Source organism: Streptomyces sp. 184 (assembly GCF_045781775.1).
Classification (GTDB): domain Bacteria; phylum Actinomycetota; class Actinomycetes; order Streptomycetales; family Streptomycetaceae; genus Streptomyces.
This window is the reverse complement of sequence record NZ_CP123230.1, coordinates 1,027,103-1,052,722: the sequence shown is the minus strand read 5'-3', so window position 1 is coordinate 1,052,722 and position 25,620 is coordinate 1,027,103. Positions and strand designations below refer to the sequence as shown.

Annotated in this window: 22 protein-coding genes, 2 pseudogenes and 1 riboswitch; of the genes and pseudogenes, 11 read left to right on the top strand and 13 right to left on the bottom strand. The window is 72.7% G+C overall.

Features of this window, described 5'->3' with window-relative positions; translation table 11 throughout:
* Positions 1–175 precede the first annotated feature (175 nt).
* From QBL21_RS04680 to QBL21_RS04665, 4 genes are all read right to left on the bottom strand, one after another.
* Positions 176–1,372, bottom strand: coding sequence for a hypothetical protein (locus QBL21_RS04680; protein WP_407560695.1), 1,197 nt, complete (start codon positions 1,370–1,372; stop codon positions 176–178).
* Positions 1,369–2,319 carry an N-acetylneuraminate synthase family protein gene (locus QBL21_RS04675; RefSeq protein ID WP_407560694.1) on the bottom strand — a complete coding sequence of 317 codons (951 nt, stop codon included), beginning with the start codon at positions 2,317–2,319 and terminating at the stop codon, positions 1,369–1,371. Before QBL21_RS04675 ends, QBL21_RS04680 begins: the two co-directional genes overlap by 4 nt.
* Positions 2,320–2,371: 52 nt before the next feature.
* Positions 2,372–3,778, bottom strand: a complete 1,407-nt coding sequence (locus tag QBL21_RS04670) for a cytidylyltransferase domain-containing protein (RefSeq protein WP_407560693.1) — start codon at positions 3,776–3,778, stop codon at positions 2,372–2,374.
* 235 nt (positions 3,779–4,013) lie between these two features.
* Positions 4,014–5,351, bottom strand: a complete 1,338-nt coding sequence (locus QBL21_RS04665) for a DUF6716 putative glycosyltransferase (protein ID WP_407560692.1) — start codon at positions 5,349–5,351, stop codon at positions 4,014–4,016.
* Between the two features lie 187 nt (positions 5,352–5,538).
* Here QBL21_RS04665 and QBL21_RS04660 point away from each other — a divergent pair, with 187 nt between their 5' ends.
* A complete protein-coding gene (locus QBL21_RS04660; RefSeq protein WP_407560691.1) occupies positions 5,539–6,519 on the top strand; it encodes a glycosyltransferase family 2 protein in 981 nt (326 codons plus the stop codon).
* Positions 6,516–8,060, top strand: coding sequence for a polysialyltransferase family glycosyltransferase (locus tag QBL21_RS04655; protein WP_407560690.1), 1,545 nt, complete (start codon positions 6,516–6,518; stop codon positions 8,058–8,060). Before QBL21_RS04660 ends, QBL21_RS04655 begins: the two co-directional genes overlap by 4 nt.
* Before the next feature lie 26 nt (positions 8,061–8,086).
* On the opposite strand, the gene QBL21_RS04650 is transcribed toward QBL21_RS04655, so the two are convergent.
* Positions 8,087–9,112 (bottom strand): helix-turn-helix transcriptional regulator, encoded by a 1,026-nt coding sequence (locus QBL21_RS04650; RefSeq protein ID WP_407560689.1) that lies wholly within the window; start codon positions 9,110–9,112, stop codon positions 8,087–8,089.
* A gap of 62 nt (positions 9,113–9,174) precedes the next feature.
* Between QBL21_RS04650 and QBL21_RS04645 the strand changes: the two genes are divergently transcribed.
* On the top strand, positions 9,175–10,683 hold the full coding sequence (locus QBL21_RS04645; protein WP_407560688.1) for an MFS transporter: 1,509 nt from the start codon (positions 9,175–9,177) through the stop codon (positions 10,681–10,683).
* A gap of 80 nt (positions 10,684–10,763) precedes the next feature.
* Here the strand turns inward: QBL21_RS04645 and QBL21_RS04640 are convergent, their stop codons facing one another.
* The 3 genes from QBL21_RS04640 to QBL21_RS04630 all read right to left on the bottom strand — a co-directional run bounded on the left by QBL21_RS04640 (position 10,764) and on the right by QBL21_RS04630 (position 15,417).
* Entirely contained in the window at positions 10,764–12,995 is a 2,232-nt protein-coding gene (locus QBL21_RS04640) for an MMPL family transporter (protein ID WP_407560687.1), read from the bottom strand.
* 110 nt (positions 12,996–13,105) lie between these two features.
* On the bottom strand, positions 13,106–14,674 hold the full coding sequence (locus tag QBL21_RS04635) for an ATP-binding protein (RefSeq protein WP_407560686.1): 1,569 nt from the start codon (positions 14,672–14,674) through the stop codon (positions 13,106–13,108).
* Entirely contained in the window at positions 14,671–15,417 is a 747-nt protein-coding gene (locus tag QBL21_RS04630; protein WP_407560685.1) for a response regulator transcription factor, read from the bottom strand. Before QBL21_RS04630 ends, QBL21_RS04635 begins: the two co-directional genes overlap by 4 nt.
* A gap of 164 nt (positions 15,418–15,581) precedes the next feature.
* On the opposite strand from QBL21_RS04630, the gene QBL21_RS04625 reads away from it, so the two are divergent.
* On the top strand, positions 15,582–16,415 hold the full coding sequence (locus QBL21_RS04625; RefSeq protein WP_407560684.1) for a helix-turn-helix domain-containing protein: 834 nt from the start codon (positions 15,582–15,584) through the stop codon (positions 16,413–16,415).
* Positions 16,412–16,663: a DUF397 domain-containing protein gene (locus QBL21_RS04620; RefSeq protein WP_407560683.1), complete on the top strand. Its 252-nt coding sequence runs from the start codon at positions 16,412–16,414 to the stop codon at positions 16,661–16,663. The genes QBL21_RS04625 and QBL21_RS04620 overlap by 4 nt, the downstream gene beginning before the upstream one ends.
* A 12-nt stretch (positions 16,664–16,675) precedes the next feature.
* Here the strand turns inward: QBL21_RS04620 and QBL21_RS04615 are convergent, their stop codons facing one another.
* Positions 16,676–17,080: a hypothetical protein gene (locus tag QBL21_RS04615; protein ID WP_407560682.1), complete on the bottom strand. Its 405-nt coding sequence runs from the start codon at positions 17,078–17,080 to the stop codon at positions 16,676–16,678.
* A 63-nt stretch (positions 17,081–17,143) separates the two neighbouring features.
* Complete coding sequence (locus QBL21_RS04610; protein ID WP_407560681.1) at positions 17,144–17,269, bottom strand: hypothetical protein; 126 nt, start codon at positions 17,267–17,269, stop codon at positions 17,144–17,146.
* A 463-nt stretch (positions 17,270–17,732) separates the two neighbouring features.
* Here QBL21_RS04610 and QBL21_RS04605 point away from each other — a divergent pair, with 463 nt between their 5' ends.
* From QBL21_RS04605 to QBL21_RS04585, 5 genes and pseudogenes are all read left to right on the top strand, one after another.
* Positions 17,733–17,993, top strand: coding sequence for a hypothetical protein (locus QBL21_RS04605; RefSeq protein WP_407560680.1), 261 nt, complete (start codon positions 17,733–17,735; stop codon positions 17,991–17,993).
* A complete protein-coding gene (locus QBL21_RS04600) occupies positions 17,965–18,492 on the top strand; it encodes a DUF6879 family protein (RefSeq protein WP_407560679.1) in 528 nt (175 codons plus the stop codon). The genes QBL21_RS04605 and QBL21_RS04600 overlap by 29 nt, the downstream gene beginning before the upstream one ends.
* Positions 18,493–18,516: 24 nt before the next feature.
* Positions 18,517–19,368 carry a helix-turn-helix domain-containing protein gene (locus tag QBL21_RS04595; protein WP_407560678.1) on the top strand — a complete coding sequence of 284 codons (852 nt, stop codon included), beginning with the start codon at positions 18,517–18,519 and terminating at the stop codon, positions 19,366–19,368.
* Positions 19,369–19,418: 50 nt separating this feature from the next.
* Positions 19,419–19,902 (top strand): annotated as a pseudogene (locus QBL21_RS04590) (DUF6879 family protein).
* Between the two features lie 27 nt (positions 19,903–19,929).
* Positions 19,930–20,565 (top strand): annotated as a pseudogene (locus QBL21_RS04585) (DUF5753 domain-containing protein); the annotation flags it as partial.
* Between the two features lie 30 nt (positions 20,566–20,595).
* On the opposite strand, the gene rocD reads toward QBL21_RS04585, so the two are convergent.
* Positions 20,596–21,801, bottom strand: a complete 1,206-nt coding sequence (rocD, locus tag QBL21_RS04580) for an ornithine--oxo-acid transaminase (protein ID WP_407560677.1) — start codon at positions 21,799–21,801, stop codon at positions 20,596–20,598.
* Positions 21,802–21,927: 126 nt separating this feature from the next.
* Positions 21,928–22,018, top strand: a riboswitch (ZMP/ZTP riboswitch).
* A 33-nt stretch (positions 22,019–22,051) separates the two neighbouring features.
* Here rocD and glyA point away from each other — a divergent pair.
* Positions 22,052–23,341 carry a serine hydroxymethyltransferase gene (gene glyA / locus QBL21_RS04575; RefSeq protein ID WP_407560676.1) on the top strand — a complete coding sequence of 430 codons (1,290 nt, stop codon included), beginning with the start codon at positions 22,052–22,054 and terminating at the stop codon, positions 23,339–23,341.
* A 137-nt stretch (positions 23,342–23,478) separates the two neighbouring features.
* On the opposite strand, the gene QBL21_RS04570 is transcribed toward glyA, so the two are convergent.
* A complete protein-coding gene (locus QBL21_RS04570; RefSeq protein WP_407560675.1) occupies positions 23,479–24,288 on the bottom strand; it encodes a hypothetical protein in 810 nt (269 codons plus the stop codon).
* A gap of 133 nt (positions 24,289–24,421) precedes the next feature.
* Complete coding sequence (locus tag QBL21_RS04565; RefSeq protein ID WP_407560674.1) at positions 24,422–25,438, bottom strand: hypothetical protein; 1,017 nt, start codon at positions 25,436–25,438, stop codon at positions 24,422–24,424.
* Positions 25,439–25,620: the final 182 nt, after the last annotated feature.

The window sequence follows — 25,620 nt, the reverse complement described above, 5'->3', positions numbered from 1 at the left end:
ACGGGGATCACCCTTGCCGCCGAGAAGGGATCAACAAAATTTCAGTCCCGCGGGTGCATGACCGGCGCGCGTGATGGGTACACTCCGGCGCTCACGCGGCCATCCCGCGCGTAAGGGAGCAAACCTCCGGGTCTACGTCCCCCACGCCCCCGCTCCAGACCGCGCCGTCCCCGCCTCACACCGACGCCGCCGGCGCCCCCGACCACCCCGTCGCCGTCGCCGGGCCCACCGGCAGCCCGTCGACCCCGCGCCGTTCCCGGGCCGCCCCCGCCACCGACGACAGGAAGCCCTGCGCCCGCGGCGACGCCGTCGCCGTCAGCCAGCTCGGGTCGACCTCGCAGACCGCGACCTTCACGCCCGTACCCGCCAGGGCCAGCGGCAGCGTGTGCACCACCGTCGACGGGAAGCTGACGATCGTGCGGCCGATGGGGCCGCGGCGGGCGACGATCTCCAGCGGCAGGTCGGGGCGGACGATCTCCAGGCCGGTGTGCTGGTGGAGCTGGTGGAGCTTGTCCGCCCGCTCCCTGCGGTGCGCGAAGTAGCGCGTGGCGCCGTACGCCTTGGTGAGCGACGCCACCGCCTCCAGGTACCGGTCGTGGTCCACGACGCCGGTCTCCACCAGGGACGTACCGACCAGGTCGGTGGCCGTGCCGACGCTCGGCGGGCCGAAGCGGGAGCGGGTCCAGGCGAACTCGTTGGCCGTCACCTTCAGGCCCGGCGGCGGGTCCACCACCGGCATCGAGGTGAAGACCTCCACCCGCGTACCCGGGCCCGGCTCGACCCGCGTGCCCGCGCCCGGCTCCACCTGCGTACCCGTAGCCGACGAGCCCGCCCCCGACGGGCCACCCCCCGCGCCACCCCCCGCCGACGGCGTCAGCCGCCTGCGTGCCGCGCTCGCGACCGGCGCGAAGAGCATCCCCCGCGCCCCGCCCCCTCGCCCGCTGCGGTGCCAGCGTACGAACCGCTCGCCGCGCGCCAACTGCGCCGTGAACTCCATCGTCGCCGTGCCGTCGTCCACGACGACGACCTCCCGCGCCCTGACGATCGTCAGCAGCGTCTGGACGTACCGCGAGAACGGGTCGCCCAGCACCACCCGGCGGGCCCGCCGCAGCGGGCGGGCCAGGCTCGTCAACGTGCGCAGCGGACCGGCGCCGCCGCGCGCCTCCTGCCAGCGGACCTCCAGGCCGTCGTCCATCGCCAGCTCCGCCATGCGGCGGAGCTGGCCGCGCGACAGCGGCTCGGTGGGGGGCAGCACGACCACCGTCAGGGGGATGACGGTGCCGCCCTGGTACGCCCACTCCAGCACGTTCAGCAACTGGACCGGGCTCTCGACCAGGGCGACGGTCGCTTCGGCGGTGCCGTCTTCGGTCATACGCCGACCGGCTCCTTCTCTGCTCCCGCCGACTCGGACGCCTCGGTGGCCTCCGCGACGACTCCCTTGACCCGGCGCAGCTTCTTCATCGGCGCCAGCTCGCTGTCGTAGACCTTCTTCACGCCGTCGCCCAGCGACTCCTCGACCACGCGGATGTCGCGCACCAGCCGGGCCAGGCCCTGCGGCTCGACCGAGGCGGCCTGGTCGGAGCCCCACATCGCGCGGTCCAGCGTGATGTGCCGCTCGACGAAGACGGCGCCGAGGGCGACGGCGGCGAGGGAGGTCTGAAGGCCGGTCTCGTGGCCGGAGTAGCCGATCGGCACGTTCGGGAACTCGGCCTGGAGCGTGTGGATCATGCGCAGGTTCAGCTCTTCGGCCTTCGCCGGGTACGTGCTGGTGGCGTGGCAGAGCAGGATGTTGTCACTGCCCAGCACCTCCACCGCGTGCCGGATCTGCTTCGGGGTCGACATGCCGGTGGACAGGACCACCGTGCGGCCGGTGGCGCGCATGGCGCGCAGCAGCTCGTCGTCGGTCAGCGAGGCGGAGGCGACCTTGTGGGCCGGGACGTCGAACTTCTCCAGGAAGGCGACGGCCTCGGGGTCCCAGGGGGAGGCGAACCACTGGATGCCGCGCTCCTTGCAGTGCGCGTCGATCACCCGGTACTCCTCCTCGCCGAACTCCACGCGGTGCCGGTAGTCGATGTACGTCATCCGGCCCCAGGGCGTGTCGCGCTCGATGTCCCACTGATCGCGCGGCGTGCAGACCTCGGGCGTGCGCTTCTGGAACTTCACCGCGTCGCAGCCCGCCTCGACGGCGGCGTCGACCAGCGCGAGGGCGTTGTCGAGGTCGCCGTTGTGGTTGATGCCGATCTCACCCGTGACGTACACCGGCCGGCCGGGGCCGACGACGCGCTCGCCAAAGGTGCGGAAACGCTGGGTGGAGCTCATGCAGATCTGTTCCTTACTCTCCAGGGGAGACCCTCTTCTGGGAGGGATCGGGCTACAGGGAGGGACCGAGGATCCAGGAGGCGATCTCGCGGATCGCTCCGTCGCCTCCGGGGGTGGACGTCACCGCACGCGCCGCGTCCCGCACGATCGCGTGGGCGCCGGCCACCGCTACGGGCCAGCCGACGAGGCCGAAGCACGGCAGGTCGTTCACGTCGTTGCCGACGTAGAGCACGCGCTCCGGCGCGACGCCCTCCTCCTCGCACCACTGCTTCAGTGCGATGTCCTTACGGTCGACCCCGTGCAGAACGGGGAGGTGAAGTTTGCGTGCCCGGGCGGCGACGACCGGGTTCTGTTCCGTGGAAAGGATGAGCAGCTTCAGCTCGGCGCGGCGCAGCGCGGCGATGCCGAGGCCGTCGCCGCGGTGGACGGCGACCAGTTCGCGGCCGTCGGCGTCGATGTAGACGCGGTCGTCGGTCTGGGTGCCGTCGAAGTCCAGGACGACGGCGTCCACGTCGCGGCGGGTGGGCAGCGAGCCGGGGCCCGGTACGTCGAGCAGGGGCGCCAGGGCGCGGGCACGGGTCAGGTCGTCGGGCTCGTCGACCTCCAGGACCCGGGCGGCGTCGGTACGTACCGGGGCGGTGCGGCCGAAGAAGCGGTGGCGGTGCTCGCGGAACCCGGGGGTGCGCATGGCGTACGCGGCGCCGGTCTCCAGCAGGTCCTGCGGGCGGTCCTGGCGGCGGGGGCGGTACGACCGGTCGTGGTTGACGCCGTACCCCTGGGCGGGGGCGGCTTCGACGGCCGGGGCCACCTTCGTGGGCGCGGCACCGGTCGCGGGGGCAGCCGTCGCCGCGGCACCGGTCGCCGCGGCCTTGGCCACGGCGGTGGCTTCGGCGACGGCCGTGGTCTTCGCCCCCGCGGGGGTCTTCGCCACCGCGGGGACCGCCGGGGCCTTCGCCACCGCGGAGGGCTCCGCGACGGCACCGGTCTCCGCCTCGTCCGCCTCGTCCCGCCAGATGAACCCGTGGAACGGTGCCACCGTCAGCGCGCTGTCCGCGCCCTCGTCGAGCACCGCCGCCGTCACGCCGTCGATGTCGGCGCCGGTCAGGAACGGGCTCGTGCACTGCACCAGCAGCACCGCGGCCATCGTCTCGCCGCAGCGCTCCTCGTGGGTGTCCAGCGCGTGCAGCACCGCCGCCTCGCTGGAGGCGGTGTCGCCGGCGATCTCTGCGGGGCGGCGGACGACCTCGGCGCCGGCCTCGCGGGCGACGGAGGCGATGGTGTCGTCGTCGGTGGAGACCACGACGTCGGTCACCCGCTCCGCCGCGAGGCACTGCCGTACCGCACGGGCCACCAGCGGCACGCCGCCGACGCGGGCGAGGTTCTTGCCGGGGACGCCCTTGGACCCCCCGCGGGCGGGGATGACCGCGAGCACGCGGGCTGCGGACTCGGGCTGGGACATGGAGGCTCCTTGCTGAAGCGGGGCGGGGCGGGAGGTCACGGGGCCCCCGTGCGGCGGAGGGCGGGGCGGGACGTCGCAGCGTCGTGCGGCTCGCTTCTCCGGCCGCGCGGCGCTGATCGCAGCGCTGATCGCGGCGACGGTCTCGGCGCTGGTCTCGGTGAAAGTCGCGGTGAAAGTCGCGGCGGGGGTGCGGTTGCTCTGCCGGTGTGCGGCGGCGTGGCCGCGTATACGTCGCTCACAGCGCCCCCATGCGGCGGATGAAGGGCGCGATGCGCTGGACGCCGCCCCGGTACGCGGCGCGCGCGGCCTTGCGCAGCAGCGTGCGCGCCCACCGGCGCAGCGGTCCCGCCTCGGCGGTGGCCGCGGCCTGCGGCAGCGGCTCGCCGGTGAGGGCCAGGCCGTGCCGGGCGAGGATCCGCGGCAGGTAGCCGCCCGCGGTCTGCGGGGTGTAGTACGGCGCCAGCGGCGGGAGCTGCGAGTCGGCGACCAGGGTGGTCAGCCGGGCCCGGGCGCGGTCGAAGGCGGCGTCGTACGGCTCGGCGGAGGCCGCGCCGGGGACGCCCTGGCGGGAGAGCCACACGGGGTCGGGCTTCGGCAGGTGGCCGGCGTCCAGCTCGTCCCAGGAGGCGAGGCAGCCGGAGGCGAGGAAGTGGTGGTTGCCCAGCGGCTCGCGCACGCCCAGGTCGGTCAGGACGGCGGTGGGGATGCCGCGGTGCAGGGACTCCAGCGCGGCGGTGGAACTGACCGTGACGAGCAGGTCGGTGCGGTCGAGGACTTCGCCCATGTTCCCGTAGACCAGACGGCAGTTGGGGGGCAGTCCGCCGGGCAGCTTCTGGGCGAGCTTCTGGTACGGGGCCTCTTCGATGTGCGTCGTGTGCTCGCCCGGCCGGCTGCGCAGCTTGACCAGCACCTCCCGCTCCGGGTGCCGCTCGGCGTGCCGGGCGGCGCGGCGCAGCAGGTACAGGCGGTCCTCGCGGCTGTCCGGCACGGAGGGCTGGACGGCGAAGACGACGGTGTACGGGCGGTCGGCGCCGGGCGCGGCGGGCTCGTACGGCTCGCCGTCGAGGAAGGGCAGCGCGCACTCCACGACGCTGTTCGGCGAGGTGCCGACGCCCTCGTAGACGGCCCGGAAGCGCTCGGCGTCCTGCCGGCTGTTGGCCAGCACGATGTCGGCGCCGTTGCGCAGGAGGAGGCCGTCGGAGAGCTTCTCGTACACCACGCCGACGTAGCCGGTGACGACCGCGGGGCGGCGCGCGGCGCCCTGCCAGGCGCGGGCCAGGCCGTGGAGCATGGCCTGCACGGTGCCGCCGACGCAGGACAGGAGCACGACGTCGTAGCGGTCGGGGTCGGCGGCGGCCAGGAACTCCACTGCCGTGACCTCCCGCATCGCGTCGGCGGGGACGCCCACCTCGGCGAGCTGGCGGGCCGTGGGCGTGGCCCGGCCGTGCAGCAGATACCCGTCGAGCACCGCCTCCGGGGCCATGCGGCGAGCGGTGAGCGCGCCCCATTTCCAGCGGGTGTCCGAGTCGGCGAGAACAGCGGTGCGAAGCTGCGACGGGGGGTCGTTGAGCACGCCGCCGACGGTAGGGAGGCATTCCGCTCGGTGGCCCAACACCGGTCGTACAGATGGTTAACAACACGCCGCCGGACGGCTAACCCGACCGGGGAAGAACGGCGTTCACCGTTCCGCCGCCCGGCGTTCACGCGCACGTCGGGGCAGGGCAAGCCCCGGGCGTGGGGCGGCCTCTAGCATCGCCTGGATGCTTCAGCTCTCCGTGATCGTCCCCTTCTACAACGTGCAGGAATACGCGCCCGAAACGCTGGCCGGCCTGCGCGCCAACGCGGCACCGGACACCGAGTTCATCCTGGTGGACGACTGCTCGACGGACCGCACCGGCGAGTTGCTGGAGCAGGCCGCGCGCGACCTGCCGGGCGCCGTGCACGTACGCCACGCGCAGAACGGCGGCCTGGCCACCGCCCGCAACACCGGGCTCGACCGGGTCCGCGGCCGGTACGTGACCTTCCTCGACGGCGACGACTGGCTCGCCCCCGGCCACTACCGCCGGCTGCTGGCGGCCATCACCGAGCTGGACTGCGACTTCGTCCGCACCGACCACGTGCAGTGCGGCGCCCGCGCCCGCACCGTCCACCGCGTTCCGCACGGCCGCCGCGGCGTCGTCCAGGACCCGCGGTCGGCGATCCTGCCGGCGACGCACACCACGTCGGTGGACTACGCCTACGCCTGGGCCGGCATCTACCACCGCCGGCTGCTGGACGAGGGCCTGCTGCACTTCCCGGACGGGCTGCGGACGGCCGAGGACCGGCCGTGGATCTGGCGGCTGCACCGCGAGGCCCGTACGTTCGCGGTCGTCGGGCTGCTCGGCGTCTTCTATCGCCGCGGCGTTTCAAACTCCCTCACGCAGATCGGCGACGTACGCCAGCTCGACTTCCTGCGCGCCTTCGACCAGGTGGTCGAGGAGACGGCGGCGGACCGGGACGCGGAGCTGCTGCTGCCGAAGGCGGTACGGAACTTCTGCGCGATCATCGCGCACCATCTGAGGAACAGCGAACGGTTCGAGAAGCCCGTCGCGCGCAGACTGCGCGAGATGAGCGCGGAGGCGCTGCGGCGCATGCCGCAGCACGTACTGGCGGAGGCGCTGGAGGCCATGGACACGGAGCGCGCGGAACTGCTGCGCCGGCTGCACCGCAAGGGCGTACCGGCGGAGGTGGCGGCCCGATGACGTCGCCCGCGGCCGGGTCGCCCACGCCCGGGCCGGTCACGCCCGGGCCGGTCACGCCCGGGTCGGTCACGCCCGGGTCGGCCGCCACTTCTGCGTCGGCCGCCACGTCCGCGTACGAGCCGCTCCAGGTCCGCTACGCCCCCGGCCGGCACACGCAGGTCTTCGTGGCCTCCACCCTCTACGGCACCGCGACCCTCGCAGCCGCGCTGGACGCCGGCCTCTTCCCCGCCGCCGACCGCCGCATCCTGCTGCTCACCAACAACGCCGCCAACCCCGAGACCACCCCGGCCGTCGACGCCATGGCCGGCTTCGCGCAACTGCGCACCCGCTTCGACGACGTACGCGACTGGAACCACGCCATCCGCCCGCTGCACCCCGCCGCGTGGGAGCCGCGCACCGAGGACGTACCGCTGTGGGAGCGGCACCTGCGGCTGCTGTGGGGCCTGGGCGACGACCGCCTCACGCTCGTCGTGGAGTCGATCCAGGTCAGCCCCGCGCGGGCGCTCGTCCAGCTCTTCCCCGACGCGGCGCTGCACGTCTACGCCGACGGCCTGATGAGCTACGGCCCCACCCGCAACAAGCTCTCCTACGTCGGCGCGCGCGTCGAGCGGCTGCTGCACCCCGACCTGCTGCCGGGGGTGCGGCCGATGCTGCTCACGGAGTTCGGGGTGCCGCCGGAGATCGTGCCGGCGGAGGAGCTGAAGAAGGTGCTGGCCGAACTGTCGGCGGCGGCCGACCTCGACCTGCCGGGGGAACCGGGCCTGCCCGGTGAACGCGGCCCCGGGGAGTCCGGCCCGCCCGCCGAAGGGTCCTCGCCCGCACTCCTCCTGGGCCAGTACCTCTCCGCGCTGAAGATCCTCACGGCCGCGGAGGAAGAGGAACTCCACGTACGGATGCTGCGCGGCGTGGCCCGGCTGGGCCACCGCGACGTGGTGTTCAAGCCGCACCCCATGGCGCCCGCGCGGGTCTCGCGGCTGCTGGAGGACGAGGCGGACGGCCTCGGCGTGACGCTGACGGTGCTCGACACCCCGGTGCTCGCGGAGGTGCTGTACGAGCGGCTGCGCCCGGCGCTGGTGGCCGGCGCGTTCTCCACGGCGCTGATGACCGCGTCGACGCTGTACGGGCTGCCGGTGGCGAGCATCGGCACGGACACCCTGCTGGAGCGGCTGACCCCGTACGAGAACAGCAACCGCATCCCGGTCACCATCGCCGACGCCCTGCTGCCGTCCCTGGACGACCCGGAGGCCGTACGCGGCTGGCGGGCCCCGACGGCGGTGGAGGCGCAGGCGACGCTGGGCGGGCTGCTGACGGCGGTCGGTTTCACCATGCAGCCGCGGATCTACGCGCGGCGGCGGCCGGAGGTCGAGCAGTGGCTGGCGGCGGAGCTGGACGCCGACACGTGGCGGTACTTCAAGCGGCGGCGGCTGACGGTGGAGGGGCTGCCGGGCGGGGTGCCGAAGCGGCTGGCGTTCGTCCCGCGCAGCCCGGCGGTGCGCAGGGTCGCGCGCCGGGCGCGGGCGCTGCGCCGCAGGCTGAAGTAAGGCACCCGCCCCCTCACGCCTCACCGCTACCCCTCCCCCGCCCCGTCCGTCCCGCCCGCCCGGCCCGTGCCACCCATCCCGCCCGTCCCGTCCGTCCCGTCGGCGGCGCGCGAGGCGCGGCCCGCGAGGTCGCGTAGGTACTCGGCCAGCTCCTGCGGCTCGTGCACCTCGAACTCGCAGCCCAGCGCGGTCAGTCGCAGCGCCAGCCAGTCCAGCGCGTCCGCCTCCGTGGCGAACTCGCACCTCCCCTCGTCCAGCCGCGTCAGCCCCTCCGCCCCGCCGAGGCGGCGCGCCAGTTCCTTGTACGGCGCGTGCAGCGTCGCGCGGGCGCGGTAGCGGGGCCGGTCGCCGCCCATCCGGGCCTCGACGAACGCCGCCGCGTCCGCCGCCGGCAGCTCGCGGCTCGGCGGGCGGACGCCGGTGGCGAAGGGGCGGGTGATGCGGTCGACGCGGAACAGCCGCCAGTCGTCACGGTCGTTGTCGTACGCGACGAAGTACCAGCGCCGGCCCGCCGACACCAGCCCGGCCGGTTCGACGAGCCGCTTGGTCTCGGTGCCGTCCGCCGCGCGGTAGCCGAAGCGCAGCCGCTCGCCGCCCGTCGCGCCGGCGGCCAGCACCGTCAGCACCTCGGCGTCGATCTGCGGGCCCTGCCAGCGGGTCAGCGGGGTGGTGGCGCTGCCGAGCGACGTGACGCGGCGGCGCAGCCGCGACGGCAGCACCTGCTCCAGCTTCGCCAGCGCCCGTACGGACGCCTCGGCCAGCCCCGCGACCGTATGGCCCGCGGAGCTGCGCAGGCCGACGGCGATCGCGACGGCCTCGTCGTCTTCGAGGAGCAGCGGCGGCATGGCCTTGCCCGCCACCAGCCGGTAGCCGCCGACGGCGCCGCGGGTGGCCTCGACCGGGTAGCCGAGGTCGCGCAGGCGCTCGATGTCGCGGCGGATGGTGCGGTCGGTGACGCCGAGGCGGTCGGCCAGCTCGCTGCCGGGCCATTCGCGGGGCGTCTGGAGGAGGGAGAGCAGGTGCAGGAGCCGCTTGGGAGTGTCCGTCGTCATGTTTTCCAGACTGCCTTCCCTATAGGACACGACCTGTCCTATACGGATCCTAGATTACCGCTATGACCTTCCAGAACGCTTCTGTGGCAGGACCGGACCGCCGCCGGTGGATCGCGCTCGCGGTCGTGCTGACGGCCTCCTTCATGGACCTCGTCGACGCGACGATCGTCAACATCGCCATCCCGAGCATCCGGGAGGACACCGGCGCCTCCTTCGGCGCGATCCAGTGGATCACCGCGGGCTACGCGCTGGCCTTCGCCATCGGCCTCATCACCGGCGGCAGGCTCGGTGACATCTACGGCCGCAGGCGCGTCTTCCTGCTCGGCATGGGCGGCTTCACCGTCGCCTCGCTGCTGTGCGGCGTCGCCGCCGACCCGGCGATGCTCGTCGGCTCGCGGGTGCTCCAGGGCGCCATGGCCGCGCTGATGGTGCCGCAGGTGCTCAGCATCATCCACGTCACGTTCCCCGCGGAGGAACGCGGCAAGGTCTTCGGGATGTTCGGCGCGGTCGCCGGCCTCGGCGCGGTGTCCGGGCCGATGATCGGCGCGCTGCTCACCGAGTGGGACCTGTTCGGGCTGGCCTGGCGGCCCATCTTCCTCATCAACCTGCCCGTGGGCATCGCCGGCCTGATCCTGGGCCGCCGCTTCATCAGCGAGTCCACCGCGCCCGACGCGCTGCGCCTGGACCTGCGCGGCGTGCTGCTGGCCACCGCGGGACTGCTGATGCTGCTCTACCCGATCACCATGGGCCACGAGAACGACTGGCCGGCGTGGGGCTTCGTCTCGATGGCCGCGAGCCTGCCGGTGTTCGCCGCCTTCGTCGCGTACCAGAAGCGCAAGCAGCGCGCGGACGGCTCGCCGCTGGTCGAGCTGACGCTGTTCAAGGTCAGGAGCTTCGCCGCGGGCATCGGGGTCCAACTGGCCTTCAGCACCGCGCTGGGCATCTTCTTCCTGGTGTGGACGCTGTACATGCAGCTCGGCCTCGGCTGGAGCGCGCTGCACGCGGGCCTGACGGGACTGCCGTTCTCGCTCGCCTGCTCGGTGGCCGCGGGCATGTCGGTGCAGAAGCTGACGCCGCGGTTCGGGCGGAAGGTCCTGCACGGGGGCGCGGTGCTGATGGCGTCGGGCGCACTGCTGTACCTGACGGCCTCCGACCGCTACGGCGCGGAGATCTCGACCTGGCAGATGGCGCTGCCGCTGATGCTCCTCGGCGCGGGCATGGGCCTGATCTTCGCCCCGCTGACGAACGCGGTTCTCTCGGGCGTCCCCCGCCGCCACGCGGGCTCGGCGTCGGGTCTGATCAACACGACGAACCAGCTCGGCATGGCGCTGGGTCTGGGGCTGGTGTCGGTGGTGTTCTTCGGCGCGATGGACGAGCCGACCGCAGCACGGGAGGTGGGCCCGGCGTTCGCGGGGGCGTTCGAGAACGCGATGTGGTGGGTGATCGTGATCCTGGCCGTGGTCTACGCGCTGATGTACGCCCTCCCGAAACGAGCCGCGGAGGAACCGGCGGAGACCGAAGCGGGGCCGGCGGAGGACGCGGAGCCGAAGGCGGAACTGGTCGGCGTCTGAGCGGAGCCGGCGCGACGGAGCGGGGTGCGGCCTGAAAAGGCCGCACCCCGCTCCGTTGCCTGAATCGGGATCGGGATCGGTTACGCCGGGCCGCTGGCTGTCTTGGTCAACTCCTGGGGGTGGGGGGTGTCTTCCGGCTCGGTGGGGTTGTCGCGGGGTTCCACGGCCAGGTGGGGGAGGTGGCGGTCCAGCCAGGTGGGGAGCCACCAGTTGGTGGGGCCGATCAGGTGCATCAGGGCCGGGACCAGCATCGTGCGGATCACGAAGGCGTCCAGGGCCACCGCGCCCGCCAGGCCGATGCCCGCCATCACGCCCTCCAGGTCGCCGCTCAGGACGAACGCGCTGAAGACGCAGATCATGATGAGTGCCGCCGCGTTGATGACCCGGCTGGACTCCGCCAGGCCCACCCGGACCGCGCGGGCGTTGTCGCGGTGGTGGACCCACTCCTCGTGCATGCGGCTGACCAGGAAGACCTGGTAGTCCATCGAGAGGCCGAAGAGCATCGCCAGCATGATCACCGGGAGGAACGCGGTGATCGGCACCTCGCGGCCCAGGCCGAAGAGGTCGCTGCCCCAGCCCCACTGGAAGATCGCGACCAGCGCGCCGAACGCCGCCGCGGCGGCCAGCAGGTTCATCGCCGCCGCCGTCAGCGGCACCACCACCGAGCGGAACGCGACCAGCAGCAGGACGAAGCCCAGCGCCACGATGATGCCGACGAACAGCGGCAGCTTGCCGGTGATGACGGAGGCGAAGTCCTTGTTGATCGCCGTGACCCCGCCGACGTGGACGTCGAGCGAACTGCCCTCCTCCGCCGCCGGGATGACGTCGTCCCGTAGCCGGTCGATGAGCTGGTCGGTCGCCTCGTCCTGCGGGGCGCTGTCCGGGATGACCTGCACCACCGTCACCCGGCCGTCCGGTGCGGGGGCGGGGGTGCCGACGCCTGCGACGCCTTCGGTTCGTTCGATCCGGGTGACGAGGCGGTCCAGGGCCTGGGGGCCCGTCGCTTCCGGGGTTTCCGCGACCAGTTGGAGCGGGCCGTTGAAGCCCGGGCCGAAGCCGTCGGCGAGTAGGTCGTACGCCTTGCGCGTGGTCTTGGACTCCTGGTGGTTGCCCTGGTCCGTGGTGCCCAGGCGGAGCGAGAGCAGCGGGAGCGAGACGACGACGATGACCCCGAGCGCGATGCCCGCCATCAGGCGCGGCCTGCGCTGCACCAGCAGCGACCAGCGCGCGGCCCGGCCGGGGGACTCGTCCGGCCCCGGCTCGCGCTCCGGGCCCCGCTCCGTCAGCCGGCGGCGCTGGCGGCGGCTGAGTACGCGGATCCCGAGGATGCCCAGCAGCGCCGGGAGCAGCGTCACCGACGCCGCGACGCCGAGGAGCACCGTGAGCGACGCCGCGATCGCCACCCCGTTCAGGAAGCCGATGCCCAGCGCGATCATGCCGAGCAGCGCCACGCACACCGTGCCCCCGGCGAACAGCACCGCGCGCCCGGCGGTGTCGAGGGCCCGTACCGCCGAGTCCTCCACGGGCATGCCGCGGCGCAGCCCGGTGCGGTGCCGGGTGACGATGAACAGCGCGTAGTCGATGGAGACGCCGAGGCCGATGAGGCTGCCGAGGAGGGTGGTGGCGTCGGCGAAGTCCATGGTGTGGCTGAGCAGGGTGACGGTCATCAGGCCCGTACCGATGCCGAAGACGGCGCAGACGATGGGCAGCAGCATCGCGAACAGCGAACCGAAGGCGATCGAGAGGATGACCGCCGCGGCGATGATTCCCGTCGCCTCCGCCAGCCCGCCCGGTACGCCCTCCGCCGCCTGGATCGCCTCGCCGCCCAGCTCGACCTGGAGTCCTTCGACATCGTCGGCCGCGGCCCGCGCGGTGTCGATGACCTCCTCGATGTTCTCCTTCTCCAGGTTCCTGGCCTGCTCGGTGAACGTCACCTGCGCGTACGCGATCCGGCCGTCCCCGCTGATCTGCCGCCCGCCTTCCGGCGCGTACGGGCCGGCGACCTGCCCGACCTGCGGTACGTCGGCGATACCGGCCAGTGCCTCCGTCATCCGCTCGCGGATCTGCGGGTCCCGTACCGAGGCGCCCTCGGGCGCCCGCCAGACCACACTGTCGGTGTCTCCGGAGGTTTCGGGGAACGATGCGCGCAGTAGATCGACCGCTTCCGCGGACTCGGTGCCGGGCAGCTCGAAGTCGTTGGCCCAGCGGCTGCCCGCCGTCTGTGCGGCGACGGCGGTGCCGACGAGGGCGCACACCCACAGCAGCAGGACGACGAAGCGGTGGCGGAAACAGAATCGGGCCAGTGCGGCCACGGCGGGGCTCCTCGACTCGGCGACGGCGGTGAGGCGGTGGCCTCGCGTCCTCACAGCGTCGCCGGGGTGGCCGGGGCGTACCCAGGGCCCTCAGGGATCCCGCAGGGGGCTCACAGCGAACTCTCAAGGGGGGGTTCGGGGCGGCTCTCGGGCTGGGTCTTGGGGCGGGGCTCGGGGTGGGGCTCGGGCTGGGACTTGGGGTGGGTCCCTGGGCGGGTCTCGTTCCGGCTCTCCAGGCGCGGGGCTGCCCGCGGCAGGCGGATGGTGACCGCCATGCCCGCGCCCGGCGCGGTGTCGAGCGCCACCTCACCGTCGTGCGCCTCGACCACCGCCCGCACGATGGACATGCCCAGCCCACTCCCGCCCGCGATCCGCGCGCGGCCGGGGTCGGCGCGGAAGAACCGGTCGAAGATGCGCGCCGCGTCCTCCGGCCGCATCCCGGGCCCGGTGTCCGCGATCCGCAGCACGGCGGCGCCGTCCGCGGCGGTGGCGGACAGGGTGCAGGCGGCATCCTCGGGGGTGTGGGTGCGTACGTTGGCGAGGAGGTTGCCGAGGACCTGGCGCAACTGGGCCTCGTCGCCGACCACGACCGCGGGCGCCGCGGCGTCGGCCGTCACCGGGCGGTGCGGCTGCTGCGCCCGCAGGTCGGCGGCGGCGTCGCGGACGAGGGCGGCCAGGTCGACGGGGGCGCGGTCGCGGGCGGGGTGCTGGTCGAGGCGGGCGAGGGCGAGGAGTTCGTCGACGAGGCGGCTCATCCGCTCGGCCTCGGCGCCGACGCGGGTCAGCGCGCGTTCGGCCTCGTCGTCGTCGAGGATGCCCTTGTCGTAGAGCTGGAGGTAGCCGAGTACGGTCGCCAGCGGGGTGCGCAGCTCGTGCGAGGCGTCGGCGAGGAACTGCCGCTGCCGCGCCGCCGCTTCCTCCCGGCTGGCCATGGCCTCCTCGACCTGCTGGAGCATGGCGTTGAGCGCGTCGCGCAACTTCTCGACCTCGCTCCCCCCGGGCGGCGAGGTGTCGACCCGGCGCGACAGGTCCCCCTCGGAGATCGCCGACGCGGTCTCGACCATGTCCTCCAGCGGACGCAGCCGGCGCCGGGCGGCGTGCGAGGAGACGACGGCCAGCAGCAGCAGGAGCAGCGCGCCGAAGAGGGCTTCCACGACGAACAGCTTGCGGACGGCGTTGCGCACACCGTCGAAGCGGGTGGTGCTGATGGCGTACGAACCGTCGTCGAGACGGGCGACACCGGCACGGTAGTGGTGGCCGCCGGCCGTGATGCTGGTGATGTCGCCGGAGTCCGCGAGAGCGCCGGGGTCGCCGACGGAGGCGGCGATCTCGCGGGAGAGCGCCGGGTTGTTGCCGCCGAAGAGCACGCAGGTGGGTTGGAGTTCACCGGCGGCGTCGAGGAGCACGAACGGCTCGTCCTTGCCGGAACCGGCGATGCCCTCGTCGTCGGGATCGCCGAACGCCTCGGCGATCTGGCACACCCGCTCCAGGGCGGCGGAGCTGAGCGGCCCGGCGACGAGGGTGTCGCGGTCCTGGCGCACGGTGGCGTCGACTTCGCCGACGAGGAGGGTGTACGTACCGAAGAGGCTGGCGCAGGCGGCGGCGACGAGGCCGACGGCGAGGATGACGACGTTGGTGATTGACAGCCGGTTGCTGAGCGACCGGGGGAACCGCTTCACGGCGGCGGCCCGGCAGGTTCCGCGGGTTCTTCAGGGGCTACGGGGCGCAGGCCGTAGCCGACGCCGCGGCGGGTCTCGATCAGCGGCGGACCCAGCGGGTCCAGCTTGCGCCGCAGATAGCTGATGTACGTCTCGACCACCGTCGACTCCACGGCGGTGTCGAACTGCCAGACGTTGCGCAGCAACTGCTCCTTGGTGAGGATGCGCCCGGCGTTGCGCATCAGATGGAGCAGCAGGTTGTACTCCGTCGGCGTCAGCTCCACCGGCGCACCCCCGCGCCGTACCGTGAACGTCGCCTCGTCCAGCTCCACGTCCCCGTGCCGCAGCACCCCGCCGGCGGGCGCCCGCCCCCGGGTCCGGCGCAGCACGGCACGTACGCGGGCGACGACCTCGTCCACGTTGAACGGCTTGGTGATGTAGTCGTCCCCGCCGAGCGCGAGCCCGGCGAGCACGTCGGAGGGCGCGTCGCGGGCGGTCAGGAAGATCACGGCGGGCTCGTCCCCGTACGCCCGCAGCTCCCGGCAGACCTGCCAGCCGCTGCCGTCGGGGAGCATGACGTCGAGGAGGACGAGGTCGGGGGCGTGCGCGCGGGCGAGTTCGAGGGCGCGGCGGGCGGTGGGCGCGGCGTGCACGGCGAAGCCGTGGAAGCGCAGGGTGATCTGAAGGATGTCGGCGATCCCGGGATCGTCCTCGACCACGAGAACGGACTCCGCCGCCGAACCCCGGTCGGTCGCGCTGCTCATGGCCCCAGTATCGGGGCGGCGGCCTGGTTCACGGCCGGGCGCGATTTTGCGAGTTCCCTGTGAGAAGCGGCGCCGCATACAGAAAGTAATCGTACATACGCAGAAGGTAGACAGTACTCGTCACCTTCCGTGACGATGGTCACCTGCAACGGGAGGTGGCAGAGATGGTCGCGGGTACGGGTGGTGCGGGAGAGCCGGAGCCGTCGGACAGCATGCGGACGTTCGGCGCGATGGTCCAAGCGCTGCGAGAACACACGGGGTTGAGCCGGGAGCAGCTCGGAGAGCATGTCCGGTACTCGAAGCACATGGTGGCGGCGATCGAGGTCGGGCGGCGGTTGCCGCCGCAGGGCTTCGTGGAGCGGGCGGATCCGGTGCTGGGGAACACGGGTGTGCTGCGACGGTCGGCGCCGCACGTGGTGCGGAAGCCGGGGCTGGCGCGGTGGTTCCGGGAGTGGGCGCGGTTGGAGAGGGAGGCGATCAGCCTCTATACGTACGAGTGTCGGCTGATCCCGGGGCTGTTGCAGACGGAGGCGTATGCGCGGGCGTTGTTCGTGAATCAGCTACCGCCCCTGAGTGAGGAGCAGATCGAAGCCCAGTGGGAGGCTCGGGCGGATCGTCAGCGACTGTTGCGAGAGCGCCCGAACACGGCGTTCAGCTTCGTCCTGGAGGAGCATGTGTTCTTGCGGCAGATGGGCGGGACGGAGGTCACCCGCGAGCAGATCGACCACGTGCTGGAGATTGCGCAACTGCCCAACGTCGCGATCCAGATCATGCCGCAACTGCGGGAAAGCCATGCCGGGTTGGCGGGCCCCATCCAACTGCTGGAGACCCCGGAGAACAACTGGTTCGCGTACAACGAGGCGCAGCGCGGAGCCCTGTTCATCTCCGACCAGAAAGAGATCAGCGTGCTCCAGCAGCGGTATGCCAGGATGTGCGCACAGGCTCTCAGCCCCGAGGACTCCGTGAGCCTGCTCCAGCGGATGCGAGGAGCGCTATGAACACCTCTGACCTGGCATGGTCCAAGTCCAGCCACAGCAGCGGCGGCGATGGCGACTGCGTCGAATTCGCCATCTCCTGGCACAAGTCCAGCTACAGCAGCAGTGGCGACGGCGACTGCGTCGAGGTCGCCGCCTGCCCCGAGGCCGTCCACGTCCGCGACTCCAAGGACAAGACCGGCCCCCACCTCACCTTCACCCCGGACGCCTGGGCCGCCTTCGTCGCCTACGCCCGCAGCGCCACCGCCTGACGCGGCGCGCCGTCAGCCGACCGGGCACCGGCACTCCGGGCGGAAGCGGTGTGGGGAGCAGCCGATGAGGCAGACGGAGAGGAACCGTCCACCGGCGAGCCACCACCCGCCCGCGACATCTTCCCCGCCCGCGACCGCCCGCGCCGCGGCCTCGGTGCGGGCGGACACCTGCTGCCTGTCGTACGGAAGCAGTGCGTCGGCGTGTGCCCGTACCTGACCGCCCCACCAGGCGGCTGCCGCGTCCGGGTCGCGCCAGGTGCCCGCCACGAAGTTCGCGGGCTTTCGCAGCCAGTGGGCCAGTTCCAGCGGCGGTACGCGGGTGACGGCGAACTCCGCGTGCGCGGGACGTCGGGGGCCGTCCTTGGCCAACTCGCGCCCGCTGCCGAGCCAGACGTAGCCGTGGTGGTGGTCGCTCACCGGGGTACCTCGTCGCCGTACCGGGGGTGAGGGGCGGCACGGCCGCCCCTCACCCGTCTTGCGTTACTGACGGCCGCAGCCGTCTCCGTCACCGCAGCCGCCGGCGGACTCGCCGTCGTCGTCTTCCGGCTCCGCCTTGACCGGGTCGGGAAGGTGCCGCATGGTGACCCCCTGTCGGGTGTCCGGCACGAGGCGTCTCCTCGCGCCGTGTTGCCCGCAGAACCCCGTTGCCCCGGGGTTCTGGCCCGCCCCGAGCCGCCCGCCGTCCAAGCCCGGCGGCCGGGGCGGGAGCCGTCGTTCCTCACCAGCCCCGGCCCCTGCCCTCGCGACACCGCGGGCAGCCGCAGGGCGGCCACTCCGCGGTGAGCAGCGGAGCGCAGTCCCGCGCGAAGTACCGCCGTATCGGGCCCCAGGTGCGGCCACTGGTACGGGAGACGCGAAGCGTCAGCAGCGGTCGGGCCAAAGGGGCGCAGTCCCCGGAGATGGCTTCCATGGCTCGACGTTAGGCGCCAGTTCGTCATCGACTCTAGGAATGTTCACAGATGTACAGCCTGACTGAATCTAGCTGTCTAGCTCCCGAGACAGCTTGACGAGATTCCTTGGTGCAGCGAAAGTTGTGCACATTCGTGAACGAACGAGTGAGGAGCACGTCATGCCCTTACGGTTCATCGGGATCGATCCCAGTTCCGACCACGGCGACAGCCCCACGGTCTGGGTCGACGAGGACACGCAGGAGATGGTCCTGCAAGGTTGGAAGCCCGGCGCGGAGTTGGTGGCGCAGTGCGCCGCCACCGAGGTCCCCGGACACGCGACCGGCATCCCAGACCACGAAGCAGTGATCCGAATCCCCGCGCGTATGGTGGAGCAGATCAGGGAGGCATGCGATGTCCTCGAACATCCCGACGTTCGATGAACTGCTCGACAGCGCAGGGCAGTCGGCTGTGCATCTGGAGATGCGCGACGTCTACGCGGTGGCGTACGAGTCAGACGTTCTCAGGCGTTGGAAGGCAACGGGCGACCGTGACCTGGACCCCGGCTCTGCGCACTGGGCGCCCTGGGTAAACCTGATCCGTCGCACCGTGGACCGGGGCGTCGTGGTGAGGCGCGCCCGAATCGTGTCTGAGCCGGTCACCGACTACATCCGGTACGAACACAGCGGAACCGAAGTGAACGTCGGGGCGGGCGAACAGGTGCGCTGGCTGCCGCGGCGGCGCGCCTCGGACATCGCCCTGCCCGGCAACGACTTCTGGCTCATCGACGGCCGCTTGGTCCGCTGGAACCACTTCACAGGGGACGGTGCCTCGGGCGGTGGGGAGATGAGCGACGATCCGGCCGTGGCGAAGCTCTGCGCCCAGGCGTTCGAGGCCGTGTGGGAGCGGGCGGTACCGCACGCGGAGTACGAGGTCGGCTGAAGAACACATCGGACAGGCCAGCTCATGCCCGCATCTCCGTCGTCCTCCGCGCAGGCCGCGCGCGAAATCGTCGCGACCCGCCTACGGGAGTTGCGGCAGGACGCCGGGATCACCGGGACTGAGCTGGCCGTACGCTGCGGATGGACACATCCGAAGACGTCACGCATCGAGAACGCCCGGACCTCGCCATCGGCCTCGGACATCCGCCTGTGGTGCCGTGCCTGCGGGGCGGACGACCAAGCAGCGGACATCATCGCCCAGTCCCGCAACGCCGAGTCGCTGTACGTCGAATGGCGCCGCAAGGTGCGTGCCGGGCTGAAGCAGCTTCAGGAGTCGTACGTCCCGCTGTTCAAGGCCACGGAACTCTTCCGCGTGTACTCAGCCAGTCTGGTGCCCGGCTTCCTGCAAACGGAGGGCTACGCCACCGGAGTTCTGTCCTCCGTCGCCAGACTCCAGGACATCCCGGACGACGTGTCGGACGCCGTTGCAGCCCGGCTCGAACGGTCGCGAATCATCCAAGAACCCGGCCACCGATTCGTACTGCTCATTGAGGAGGCGGTGCTGCGATACAAGGTCGGCGACTCCGAGGCCATGGCGGCACAGCTCGGCCATCTCCTCACGGTCGGCGCGCTGCCGGCCGTGTCGCTGGGCGTCATTCCCTTCTCATCTCCTGCGCGTCCGGTCTCGCCGCGGGAGACCTTTCATGTTTACGACGACACCATGGTGGCGGTGGAGCTGCTGACCGCTCGTGTGACGGTCACCCAGCCTTCCGAGATCGACCTTTATCTCAAAGCGTTCGGGCAGTTGCGCCGACTCGCCGTCTACGGCGCCGAAGCGCGGGCTCTGATACTCAACGCCATCGAGACCCTGGATTGAGCCCGCCGGGCAACACAACCGAGAATCGCCGCACCATACCGGAGGCACCCATGCCAACGTTCAATGAGCTGATTGCCAGCGCAACAAAGTCGGCCGTGCACCTGGAGATGCGGGACGTCTACGGGATCGACCAGGAGAAGGAGACGTTCGCCGCCTGGAAGAACGGCTTCCGGCTCGACCCGGCGGACCGGGAATCGTGGTGGCGGCCGTGGCGTCGTCGTACGCCGCGCCCGTATCGTCAGCGAACCGGTCACGGACTACATCCGGTACGAGCACTCGGGCACCTTCACCAACGTCGCCGCCGGAGAGCAGGTGCGCTGGCTGCCGCGCCGACAGGCGTCGGACCTGGCCCTTCCGGGCAGCGACTTCTGGCTCTTTGACGGGCAGTTGATCCGCTGGAACCACTTCACCGGCGACGGCGGATCGGGCGCCCACGAGTTAAGCGACGACCCGGCCGCTGCGAATCTGTGCGCCACAGCGTTCGAAGCCGTGTGGCAGCGGGCCATCCCGCACGACGCATACGAGATCCGCTGAGGCGAACAGCATCGGACAGGCCCGTAGGAGTCGGAGGATCTGATGGCAGAGGCACACACCGAGACGACGTACAACGAGTGGCAGCATCAGCAGCGCGGCGGTCTCAAGGCACTGCAAGAAGACTTGGTGCAGTTCTTCCACGACACGCGCCTGTTCCGCGTCTACTCCTCGACGCTGGTACCCGGCCTGCTCCAAACGGAGGGGTACGCCGCGGCGCTGCTCTCCGGCATCGCGGACTTACACGGGATCCCGAACGACGGCCCCGAAGCGGCAGCCGCCCGTGTGCGGCGTTCGCAGGTGATTCACGAGCCAGGCCACGAGGTCATCCTGCTGGTAGAAGAGGGCGTGCTCCGCCACCAGATCGGGGACACCGGCGCCATGGCCGGTCAACTGGAGCACCTGCTGGCCGCCGGCGCACTACCGGCCGTATCGCTGGGCGTGATCCCGTTTTCCACACCGGCCCGCCCGATTTCCCCAACCGAAACCTTCCACGTCTACGACGACACACTGGTGTCCGTTGAGTTGGTATCGGCAGAGGTCAACATCGTCCAACCTTCCGAAATTGCTCTCTACCTCAAAAAATTCAACAAACTCCAGCAACTCGCCGTCTACGGCCCCGAAGCGCGGGCTCTGATCCTGAAGGCCATCGAAGCCCTCGACTGAGCCCGCGCCCCGCGGTCAACGACGGCGCGGTCAGCCCGCCAGGGCTTCGCGCAGTTGCGTCAGGCCCCAGTCCAGGTCTTCCTTCGTGATCACCAGGGGCGGCGCGATGCGGATTGTCGAGCCGTGGGTGTCCTTGACCAGGACGCCCCGTGCCATCAGCTTCTCCGAGATCTCCCGCCCCGTGCCGTGGGCCGGGTCGATGTCGATGCCCGCCCACAGGCCGCGGCCGCGTACCTCCTGGACCACGCCCGTGCCCGCCAGCAGGCCCAGCTCGCGGTGCAGGTGGTCGCCCAGTTCCGTGGCGCGCTGCTGGTACTCGCCCGTGCGGAGCATCGCGATGACCTCCAGGCCCACCGCGCACGCCAGCGGGTTGCCGCCGAAGGTGGAGCCGTGTTCGCCGGGGTGGAAGACGCCGAGGACGTCGCGGTCGGCGATGACCGCGGAGACCGGGACGACGCCGCCGCCGAGGGCCTTGCCGAGGATGTAGACGTCCGGCACCACGTCCTCGTGTTCGCAGGCGAACGTGCGGCCCGTACGGCCCAGGCCGGACTGGATCTCGTCGGCCATGAAGAGGACGTTGCGGGCGGCGGTCAGCTCCCGTACGCCCGCCAGGTAGCCCGGCGGGGGCACCAGCACGCCCGCCTCGCCCTGGATCGGCTCCAGCAGCACGGCGACGGTGTCGTCGTCGACGGCCGCGTCCAGGGCGGCCAGGTCGCCGTACGGGACGATCTCGAAGCCGGGCGTGTACGGACCGTAGTCGGCGCGGGCCTCGGGGTCGGTGGAGAAGCTGACGATGGTGGTCGTACGGCCGTGGAAGTTGTTCTCCGCCACGACGATCTTCGCGCGCCCCTCGGGGACGCCCTTGACGCGGTAGCCCCACTTCCTGGCGGTCTTCACCGCGGTCTCGACGGCTTCCGCGCCCGTGTTCATGGGCAGCACCATCTCCTTGCCGCACAGCTCGGCGAGCTGCGTGCAGAACTCCGCGAAGCGGTCGTGGTGGAACGCGCGCGACGTGAGGGTGACCCGGTCGAGCTGGGCGCGGGCGGCGTCGAGGAGGCGGGGGTTGCCGTGGCCGAAGTTGAGGGCCGAGTAGCCGGCCAGCATGTCCAGGTAGCGGTTGCCTTCGACGTCGGTCATCCACGCGCCCTGGGCGGTGGCGACGACCACCGGCAGGGGGTGGTAGTTGTGCGCGCTGTGGGCGTCGGCGGCGGCGATGGCTGCGTCGGTTCGCGTCACGGGTTCTCCGTTCCGTTGCGCCGTGAGGGGCGGTGCGGGTGGGGCAGGGGTGGTGCCCCTGTTTCCATTTTCGCTCGGTTGATGGTCGAAGGATCCATCACGGGCGGGCGTGCCCGCTAGGGTGGGATCACGTGCGGCGACTGGCGAACGTGGAACGGACCACGGGGGAGCCGCGCGCCGCAGCAGCCGAGTGGTGCCGCCCGCCTGGGTGCCCCGGGTCCGACGCAGACTCGACCCGGAGGGACACGCCATGACTCCCGCCCATCCCGCTCCCGCCCATCCCGCTCTCGCGCAGACCGACCCCGAGCTGGCCGCGCTCGTCGCCGCCGAGGAGCAGCTCCAGGCGGACACGCTGCGGCTCATCCCCAGCGAGAACTACGTCTCGGCCGCCGTGCTCGAAGCCACCGGGACCGTGCTGACCAACAAGTACAGCGAGGGCTACCCCGGCAAGCGCTACTACGAGGGCCAGCAGAACATCGACCCCATCGAGACCCTGGCCGCCAATCGGGCGAACGCCCTCTTCGGCACCGAGCACGCCAACGTGCAGCCGTACTCCGGCTCCCCCGCGAACCTCGCCGCCTACCTCGCCTTCGCCGAGCCCGGCGACACCGTGATGGGCATGTCCCTGCCGCACGGCGGGCACCTCACCCACGGGTGGAGCGTGTCGGTGACCGGCAAGTGGTTCCGCGGCGTGCAGTACACGGTGCGGCGCGAGGACGGGCGCATCGACTTCGACGAGGTACGTGACCTGGCGCGCGCCGAGCGCCCGAAGATCATCCTGTGCGGTGGCACCGCCATCCCGCGGACCATCGACTTCGCCGCCTTCGGCGAGATCGCCCGCGAGGTCGGCGCGGTGCTGGTCGCGGACGTGGCGCACATCGCCGGGCTGATCGTCGGCGGCGCGCACCCCTCGCCCGTACCGCACGCGGACGTGATCACGACGACCACGCACAAGACGCTGCGCGGGCCGCGCGGGGCGATGATCCTGACCCGCGCGGAGCACGCGCGGGCCATCGACCGCGCGGTCTTCCCCGGCCTCCAGGGCGGGCCGCACAACCACACCACCGCGGCCATCGCGGTCGCGCTGCACGAGGCGGCCCTGCCGTCGTTCCGGGAGTACGCGGCGGCGGTCGTCGCCAACGCGAAGGCGCTCGCGGCGCAGTTGGCGGAGCGGGGCTTCGAGCTGGTCTCGGGCGGCACGGACAACCACCTGATCCTCATCGACCTCACGGGCAAGGAGGTCCCGGGGAAGGCGGCGGCGAAGGCGCTGGACCGGGCGGGACTGGTGGTCAACTACAACACCGTGCCGTACGACCCGCGCAAGCCCTTCGACCCCTCGGGCATCCGCATCGGCACGCCGTCGCTGACGTCGCGCGGGCTGGGGACGGAGCAGATGGCGCAGGTCGCGGAGTGGATCGACCGCGGGGTCGCGGCGGCGAAGGCGGGCGGCGAGGAGGAGGACGTGGCGCTGAAGGGGATCAGGGGCGAGGTGGCGGAGCTGATGGCGTCGTACCCGGCCCCGGGGCTGCCGGTGGGCTGAGCCCCCGGGGGGCGTCCCCCGGAGGGCTGGGGTGTGCGGGATTGCCGTCCGTACGGGCGGGCCCCCGGGGTCGCGTCGCTGGTGCTCGGGCGTGTGGGATGTCTGCCCGTCGTACGGGCCCCGGGGCCCCGGCGTCCTCAGTCGTCGAGGTCCAGGAGCGCGGTGCGGGTGGCCGGTGCCGGGCGGCGGCGGTGGTAGAGGCGGGGGGCGGCGGTGGCCAGGAGGGCGCCGGCCGCCAGGCCCGGCAGGGTCCACCACCAGTTCGTACCGGGGCCGGGATCGGGGGCGGCGGTCGCCTGTCGGCCGCTGGCCGCGTCCTTGTCCGACCCCGCCGCGGCGGCGGGGTCCGCGTCCGGGTTCGGGCCCTCGGCGGATTCCGGCGCCGGTTCTTCGCCCCCGGCCCCGGGGGCCGCGGCCTCGGTGCCGAACTGCGACGGCATGTACCACCCGCTCTGCTCCTCCGGCACCTCCGCGACGCCCAGCCTGTCGAGCAGCGACCCCAGCCGCTCCGGGTGCTCCACCCGCCGCCACGTCGGCGACGTCGCCGCGTCCGCGCCGGTCCCCCGGCTCACCACCGCGCCGCCCCGCGCGTCGGGGTAGAGGGTGTCGACGCGCCACACGTGTACGTCGTGCTGGAGCCACGTCACCGTGACCTGCCGCGCGTCCGCGCCGCCGAAGTCGGCCTGGGTGAGGAGCGCGTCGATCTGTTCGCCGGCGTCGCCGATGGCCTTGTCGAGCGCGGCGTAGTCGGGGTTCGTGGCGTGCAGGGCGGCGGCGTCGCCGCTGCCGCCGTTGACGAGCAGGGCGCTCGTCGGGCCGCCCGCGGCGGCGGGCCCGGCGAGGCCCACGGCGAGCGCGAGCGCGGCGGCGGTCGCGGCCAGGGCGGCGGTGAGCCTGTGGGTACGGCGCTGGGTGCGGCTCTGGGTACGGCGGCGGGTCAGTCTCATGGTGTCGCTCCGTTGTCCGGTCGGTGTCCGGCCGATGCCGGCGGCGATACGAACCGGGCCCCGTTCCCCGTACGAACCGGGCTCCGCCCTCCGTACACCGCGGCCGGGCCCCGGGTTCCGCCCGGGGCCCGGCTCAGGAGGCGGACTCCGCGATGCGCAGGGCCCGCGGCTTGCCGGGTACGCCTTCGAGCCGGAGGGTCAGCCCGTCGGGGCCCTGCCAGAGGAGGGTCGGACCCGCGGTGCGGACGGGGTGCGCGTACGTGCCGCCGCCCGGCTCGTGCAGGAGCAGCTCCAGGCGGTGCGGCTCGGGGAACCACAGGGCGGTGCCGGTGTCGACCTGCTCCCACTCCGGCGGTACGGAGGACGTCTTGCCGACGAGGGGGTCGAGGGTCCCCCGGAACGCGTCCAGCCGTACGGCTCCGCGACCGCCCCCCGGCCCCGCGCCGTCCGCCGCCCAGCACAGCGACACCATCCGTCCGTCCGCGGAGACGCCCGCCGCGTCCGGCGCCCCCAGCTCGCGCGGCACCGGCGGCCGGAAACCGGCGCGGCGGGCGGCGGCATCGAGGCTCAGCGCACCGCAGCCGGGGACGGCACCGGGGGTGCCTGCGCCGGGGGCCGCGGCGCCGGGGCCGGACGGCGTCGCCGACGGCGTGACCCGTACCGCGACGCCACCGAAGTCGAACAGCGACGCCACACCGGCCCGTACCGGGGGAGCCAGAACGAGCCCGGCCAGCACCGCGGCGAGCGCGGCGAGCAGCACCCCCCGCCGTGCCCGCACCCAGCGCCGTACCCGGACCCGGCGCCCCGCCGCGGGCACGGCCTCCAGGGCGACCCGCGCCATCACCCCCGCCACCACCCGCTCCACCTCCACCGGGCCCCGGGCCCTCACCCCCGTACCGCCCGGCTCGCTCGCACCACCCGACTCACCCGCGACCCGGCCCCCACCCGACTCACCCGCGAGCCCACCCGCAGCGCTCGACTCACCCGCGACCCCGCCCGCGCCACCCGCATCCGCGAGCCCGCCCGCCCCGGCAACACCGCCCCCGCTGCCCCCGCCCCACGACCGCCCCAGCGCCCGCAGCTCCCCCTCCAGCCCGCCCAGCCCGGCCGGCCCGGCCGGCCCTTCCAGCCCTTCCCGCTCACGCCCCACCGGACCCACCTCCCTCCCGCTCCCCAGCCGCCGCAGCCCCGCCACCCGAACCGCCACCCGCACCACGGCCCGCGCCCCGCCCCGAACCACCGCCCAGACCACCGGCACCCCGGCCCGAGCCGCGGCCTGTGCCACGCCCCGAACCACCGCCCAGACCACCGGTCCCCCCGCCGCCCCGGCTC